We start from the raw sequence: 7140 nt of genomic DNA on the forward strand, positions 1-7140 counted from the left end.
GGGCCGCGTAAGCGGCCCACCCCTCCTAATCTTCGCAACAAAGCAGGTTCGTCTCAAAACTTCTCTTCCTCGACGGCCCATTGCATCACTCCTGTAGAAGAGGCACGAACGCTTCCCTCCCCTTGTGGCCTGAAAGGCCGCAAGGGGAGGGGGGAACGGGGCCTTCCCACTCCTCACCAGGCCAGCGGGATTTGCGTTGAGCCTGGAAATGCGCTAAAGCTGAGATGCAAGCCCCAACCCGGAGGTCCCTATGAGCTGGAGCGGGACGGCCCCGGTGGTCCGTGCGCCCCGGGGAAAGACCTTAACCTGTAAGAACTGGCAGATCGAGGCCGCCTACCGCATGATCCAGAACAACTTGGATCCTGAGGTGGCGGCCGATCCAGCGAACCTCATCGTTTACGGCGGCCGCGGGAAGGCAGCCCGCAACTGGGAATCGTTCTACGCGATCCTAGAATCCCTTCGTAACCTCGAGCCTGACGAAACCCTCCTGGTGCAGTCCGGCAAGCCCGTCGCGATCTTCCGCACCCACGAGCTGGCCCCTCGCGTTCTGATCGCGAACAGCAACTTGGTTCCCCACTGGGCCACTTGGGAAGTCTTCGATGAGCTGGAGCGGAAGGGCTTGATCATGTTCGGCCAAATGACGGCCGGCGCCTGGATCTATATTGGAACCCAGGGGATCCTCCAGGGGACCTACGAGACCCTGGCCGCCTGCGCCCGGACGCATTTCGGAGGAAGCCTGAAAGGGAAGTGGGTGCTCACGGCAGGGCTGGGAGAGATGGGCGGCGCGCAGCCCCTGGCCATCACGATGAACGAGGGAGTGGGGCTGATCGTGGAGGTGGACCCCCGCCGGGCGCAGCGCCGGCTGGCCCACGGGTTCCTCGACGAGATCGTCGACGATCTGGAGGAGGCCTTGCGGCGGGTGGAGCATTACCGGAGGACAGGACAGGCGCGCTCCATCGGCTTGTTGGGGAACGCGGCGGAGGTTTTCCCCGAACTGGCCCGTCGGGGCATCATCCCGGACGTGGTCACCGATCAGACCCCCGCCCATGACCCACTAATGTATGTTCCCAAAGGCCTCTCGGTCTTTGAGGCCGAGGAGCTCCGAATCAAGGATCCTCAGACATATATCCAGCGGGCGAAGGAAAGCATGGCGGTCCACGTGGAGGCGATGTTGGCATTCCATCGGGCCGGGGCGGTGGTGTTCGATTATGGGAACAACCTGCGCCAGCAGGCGTATGAGATGGGGGTGAAGGACGCCTTCGCCTACCCCGGCTTTGTGCAGGCGTACATCCGCCCGCTGTTCTGCGAGGGGAAAGGACCCTTCCGCTGGGTTGCCCTCTCGGGGGACCCGGAGGACATCTACCGGACGGATGAGGCGATCTTGGAGCTGTTCCCTGAGGACGAGAGCCTGCGCCGCTGGATCACGATGGCCCAGAAGCGGGTGCGCTTCCAGGGGCTCCCGGCCCGCATCTGCTGGCTGGGCTATGGGGAGCGCGACCGGGCGGGGCTCTATTTCAACGAGTTGGTCCGGAAAGGGGAGCTGGGCGCGCCCATCGTGATCGGACGGGATCACCTGGATGCGGGATCGGTGGCCAGCCCCAACCGGGAGACGGAGGGGATGAAGGACGGCTCCGACGCCATCAGCGACTGGCCGATCCTCAACGCGCTGCTCAACGCGGTGGCCGGGGCCACATGGGTGGCTTTCCACCACGGGGGCGGAGTGGGGATCGGCTTCAGCCAGCACGCCGGGATGGTGGTGGTGGCCGACGGCACGAAGGAGGCGGAGTGGCGCCTGGAGCGGGTGTTGCGGACCGACCCCGGGCTGGGGGTGGTGCGCCACGCGGATGCAGGCTACGAGAAGGCCATTGAGGTCGCCCGGCGCCACGGGATCAAGATGCCGATGCTGCGGGGATAACGGGAGCCGGCCTCCCATTATAGCCTATCACTGTTTTCTCCTCTGGCCTTTTGCCATTCCCTTTTAGCGGGAGGGGATGCAAGAGGATAGGTTTTGTTATAATGTAGAGCAGGAGGCCCTATGGGATTCACGGTAAAGGATTTTCCAGATCTTCTCCGCTTATTACGGGAACACGAGGAATGGCGGGAGCAGCTGCGGGCTCTGCTCTTAACCGAGGAGCTGTTGCGGCTTCCCATGGAATTCCGAGCCTTCCGGGATGAGGTCTTTGAGGCGTTCCGGGGGGAAACGGAAGCCCGCTTTCGGGCTCTGGCGGAGGCCCAGCAGCGCACGGAGGAGCAAGTCGCCCGGCTGGCCGAGGCCCAGCGGCGCACGGAGGAGCAAGTCGCCCGGCTGGCCGAGGCCCAGCGGCGGACAGAGGAGCGGGTGGGGCGGTTGGAGGAGGCGGTGGCTGCCTTGGCTGAGGCCCAGCGGCGCCACTACGAGGAATTTTCAGCGTATCGAGTGGAGACGGATCGCCGTTTTGCGGAGCTCATTGAGGCCCAGCGGCGCCACTATGAGGAATTTTCAACGTATCGGGTGGAGACGGATCGCCGTTTTGCAGAGCTCATTGAGGCCCAGCGGCGTACGGAGGAGCAAGTCGCCCGGCTGGCCGAGGCCCAGCGGCGGACGGAGGAGCGGTTGGGACAGATGGAGCAGCGAATTCTTCGCCGGTTGAATGCTTTTGGGGCTCGCTGGGGATTGCGAAGCGAAGCCGCCTGGCGTGAGGGGATGCGGGCTGTTCTAAAAGACGTCGGATTTCAGGTCGAGCGGTGGACCGCCTCGGACCCCGAAGGGGAGGTGTTTGGCTATCCGGCCACCGTGGAGCTGGATGTGGTGATCCGGAATGGGGTGAGGATGGTGATCGAGTTGAAGACCTCTGTGGGTCGGGAGATCATCCCGATCCTGGAGCGCAAGGTGAGGTTCTACGAAAAACGCACGGGTCAGTCCGTGCAGCGGCGCATCCTGGTAACGCCATGGTATGAGCCGGAAATCGAGGAGCAGGCCCGCTGGCTGGGATGGGAGATCTATGGGGAGCCGGAGGAGATCCTCAGCGAGTGAAGCATCTGGTTGTTCCGCTCGCGCGGTCTCCACCGGGCAAGAGTCTATGCACAGGGAGCGCTGATCCTTCGCGCTCCCTGTTCTTTCCTTCCCGAGGCGGCCGTTAATCCTGGGGGCCTGAATGGAAGGGCTCTCTTCTTGTCAGGCAAAGGCCTGGCGCTGAGTGTGCTTCCTCCGTCTATGAAGCTTACGATTATCGCTCGAGGGGAATCCCATGCGCGTGGATCTGCTCATCCGCCATGCCGCTCAGGTGGTCACGCCCCAGGGGCGTTCGCCGGCTCGGGGGGCTGCCATGGGGGTCCTGCAGATCATCCCGGACGGCGCGGTGGCCATCCAGGACGGCCGCATCGCGGCCGTCGGGCCTACGTCCGAGGTCGAGGCGCAGATCGCTGAGGCCGCGGAGATCTTCGATGCCCGGGGCCAAGCGGTGGTCCCGGGCTTCGTGGATCCCCACACCCATCTGATCTGGGCCGGCGACCGGGTGGTGGAGTTCGAGCTGCGCTTGAGGGGAGCCACCTACCTGGAGATCCTCCAGGCCGGGGGCGGGATCCTCTCGACCGTCCGGGCGACCCGGGCGGCTTCGCGGGAGCAACTGACGGCCGAGACCCGCTCCCGTTTGGATCAGATGCTGCAGCACGGCACCACGACCGCGGAGGCCAAGACCGGATACGGTCTGGAGTGGGAGGCTGAGCGACGCCTGTTGGACGTCCTCCACGACTTGAACGGTGTTCATCCGCTGGATCTGGTGCCGACCTTCCTGGGCGCCCATGCCATCCCCGAGGAATACCGGGGGGATCCGGAAGCCTATGTGGAGCGAGTGATCGAGGATATGCTCCCGAGGCTGGCGGCCCAGCGGTATCCGGCGGCCGGCCCTTGGTGTCCCCCGTGGGCCGATGGACGGGCGGCCTGGTTCTGCGACGTGTTCTGCGAGCGGGGAGCCTTCGATCTGGATCAAACCCGTCGGATCCTGGAGACAGCGAAGGGGCTGGGCTTCGGCCTAAAGGTCCACGCGGATGAATTCGAGCCCTCGCTGGGGGCCGTGCCCCTGGCGGTGTCGCTGGGGGCGACCAGCGTGGACCATCTGGTGAGCACGCCCCCGGAGCATTTGGCGCTCCTCGCGCGTTCGGCAACCGTCGGTGTGGTCCTTCCCGGCACCTCCTTCGGGCTGGCCACCGGGCATTACGCCCCCGGGCGGCAGCTCATCGACGCCGGCGGGGCGCTGGCCCTGGCGACCGACCTCAACCCGGGGACCTCGTGGTGCGAGTCGATGGGGATGATGGTGGCCCTGGCGACCCGATACATGAAGCTCACACCGGCCGAGGCCTTAACGGCGGCCACCCTCAACGCCGCCTGCGCCATCGGCCTGGGTCATGAGATCGGGACCCTAGAGCCGGGCAAGCAAGCGGATTTAGTGATCCTCGACGCGCCGGATTACCGATATCTGGCCTACCGTTATGGGGTAAACCTGGTCCATACAGTGGTGAAGCGAGGGAAGATCGTCGTCCGGGAGGGACATTTGACATATTGAGGCATTGCCCGGTAATCGCCCTCGCTCCACAGCCCTTTGGGCCGTGAGAAGGAGAGAGGAAAACGGTTTTTGAGGGCGGAGCTAGGCGCCGAAGTCGCTTGACTCCGCTCCCCAAACTCCTTAGATGGAAGGGTAGGGAGGCCGCTGAAGGTAACTTCCCACCTCCACGATGTTCACAGGTCTGAATTTAGATACCTGGGAGGAGGTTCCGACGATGATCATCGGCCAACGGATCCCGATGCGCGATGGGCATCTGAAGGCGACCGGGCGTCTGAAGTTCGGCGCGGACCTTCGGCTGCCGGATATGCTGTATGCCCGCTTGGTGCTCAGCCCTTACGCCCACGGCCGGATTCGCTCCATCCGGACGGAGCGGGCCTGCGCCGTCCCGGGCGTGGCGGCCGTATGGACGGCGGCCGACCTCCCGTGGTTCCAGCGGGAGCCCGAGAGCCAGGCCCGGGCGCTGCTGGCCTGGGAGCGGGTCGTTTATTATGGGCAGCCGGTGGCGGTGGTGCTGGCCGAGAGCGAGGCCAGCGCGGCGGATGGGGCGGCCCAGGTGGAGGTGGAGATCGATCCGTTGCCTGTTCTCATCGATCCCCTTCAGGCGATGTCAGAGGATGCCCCCCGGATCTGGCCCGGCGGCCGGCCGGGGACGCGGGCGGACGCCGGCGCCCATGCGGCCGACGTCGGCGGCTCGGACGAGGCCCGGCCTTCCCAACCCGGCAATGTGTCCGATTTCGTCCGCTACACGCGGGGGGACATCGCCCAAGGTTTCCGGGAAGCCGATCTAGTCCTGGAGCTGACCTATCGCACTTCCTCCGTCCACCAAGCTTATATCGAGCCCCACACCACTACGGCTGCTCTCGATCCGGCCACCGAGACCCTCACCATCTGGACCAGCACGCAGGATCCCTTCGGGGTGCGGGAGGAGGTGGCCGATTTTCTGGGATGGCCGGAGAACCGGATCCGGGTGGTGCCCACCCCGGTCGGCGGCGGCTTCGGAGGGAAGTTCACCCTGCTGGAACCCTTGGTCGCCGCCTTGGCGGTTCGGAGCCGACGGCCGGTGCAACTGACCCTGACCCGTCAGGAGGAATTCCTCATCGGGACGCCGGCCCACGCTGCGATCATCACCCTGAAGACCGGGGTGAAGCGGGATGGCACGCTGACGGCGCTCCAGGCCCGGGTGATCTTCGATTCCGGCGCCTTCCCGGGCGCTCCTCATCGCATCGCCGCCAACCTGCTGGGCAGCTTCTATCGCTTCCCCCATTACGAGATCGAGGCCTTCGAGGTTTTGACGAACAAGCCGGGGGTCGGTGCCTATCGGGCGCCCGGCGCGCCCCAGGCCCTGTTTGCCTTGGAATCCCAGATGGATGAGATGGCCCGTCAGCTGGGGCTGGATCCCCTGGAGTTCCGTCTGCGCAACGTGATGGAAGAGGGAGATGAGCTGCCGAGCGGGAAACGTTATGGCCCCATCGGTCTCCGGGCGTGCCTGGAGGCGCTCCGGGAACATCCGCTGTGGCGGGAGCGGCGCAAAGCGCTGGGGGAGGGCATCGGCTTGGCGGTGGGAGGATGGCACGGTGGCTTAGAGCCCGCTGCGGCCATGTGCCACGTGGACCGCGATGGGGTGGTGCGGATCTATGTGGGCGCGGTGGACCTCCAAGGGACCCATACGGCGATGGCGCAGCTGGCCGCAGCGATCCTCGGGGTGCCGGTGGAGCAAGTGCGTATCCTCCAAGGGGATACGGATATGAGCCCATATGCGGGAGCCAGCGGGGGGAGCAAGACCACCTACACCGTGGGGCTGGCGGTGCAGCGGGCAGCGGAGGAGGCCCGACAACAGATCCTGCGGATCGCTTCGGAACATCTGGAGGTGGCCCCGGAGGATCTGGAGATCCGGGATGGCCACATCTACGTCCGAGGCGTTCCGGAACCTCGGATGAGTCTGGGGGAGGTGGCGGGGCTTTCGCAGCGGTTCGGTGGAAAGTTTGAACCGGTGGTCGGCCGTGGCTCCTCCGCCCAAACCGAGCAGGCCCCGGGTTTCGCGGCCATGCTGGTCCGGGTGCGCGTCGATCCGGAGACCGGGCAGGTGGCAGTTCAGGAGGCGGTGGTCGCCCAGGACGTCGGGCGCGCCATTAACCCCTTGCTCATCGAGGGGCAGATGCATGGGGGTGCGGCCCAAGGCCTGGGATGGGGCCTGTGGGAGGCACTTCGGTACGATGAGAACGGCGTGGCCCTGACCGCCTCCTTCGTGGATTACGCTGTGCCCGTCGCCTCGGAGGTCCCCCCCATCGAGACCCTCATCGTCGAGGTCCCAAGCCCCCACGGTCCCTTCGGGGCGCGGGGCGTGGGGGAGCCGCCGGTGGTCCCTGGGGCGGCGGCGGTCGCCAACGCCATCCGGGATGCGGTGGGGGTTCGAATCACCGAGCTGCCCATCACGGCGGAGCGGGTGTGGACGGCCCTCACAGCCCATGTGATCGAGGAGACTCGGTTCCAGCATGAATTCAGCTCGTAGCGAGCCGATGCTTTGCTGACAAACTCAGCTTGGAACTCCTCCCGTCGCTCTCGGGACGTGGGATGGGGGCCAGCCGGGCGCCTTCGGCGC

The 7140-nt window shown here is 65.8% G+C and carries 4 protein-coding genes; all 4 read left to right on the forward strand.

The features are described from left to right. Nucleotides 1-250: 250 nt before the first annotated feature. Nucleotides 251-1915 (forward strand): urocanate hydratase, encoded by a 1665-nt coding sequence (hutU, locus tag ACFMO5_RS00285; protein WP_376790773.1) that lies wholly within the window; start codon nt 251-253, stop codon nt 1913-1915. A 120-nt stretch (nt 1916-2035) separates the two neighbouring features. After that, the gene (locus ACFMO5_RS00290) at nt 2036-3013 is read left to right on the forward strand and encodes a DUF3782 domain-containing protein (RefSeq protein ID WP_376790774.1); all 978 of its coding nucleotides are present in this window, start codon (nt 2036-2038) and stop codon (nt 3011-3013) included. 214 nt (nt 3014-3227) lie between these two features. Further along, complete coding sequence (hutI, locus tag ACFMO5_RS00295; protein WP_376790775.1) at nt 3228-4541, forward strand: imidazolonepropionase; 1314 nt, start codon at nt 3228-3230, stop codon at nt 4539-4541. A 214-nt stretch (nt 4542-4755) separates the two neighbouring features. Beyond that, the gene (locus tag ACFMO5_RS00300; RefSeq protein WP_376790776.1) at nt 4756-7050 is read left to right on the forward strand and encodes a xanthine dehydrogenase family protein molybdopterin-binding subunit; all 2295 of its coding nucleotides are present in this window, start codon (nt 4756-4758) and stop codon (nt 7048-7050) included. The last annotated feature ends 90 nt before the right edge of the window (nt 7051-7140 follow it).

It is taken from the genome of Thermoflexus sp., assembly GCF_042408365.1.
Classification (GTDB): Bacteria; Chloroflexota; Anaerolineae; order Thermoflexales; family Thermoflexaceae; genus Thermoflexus.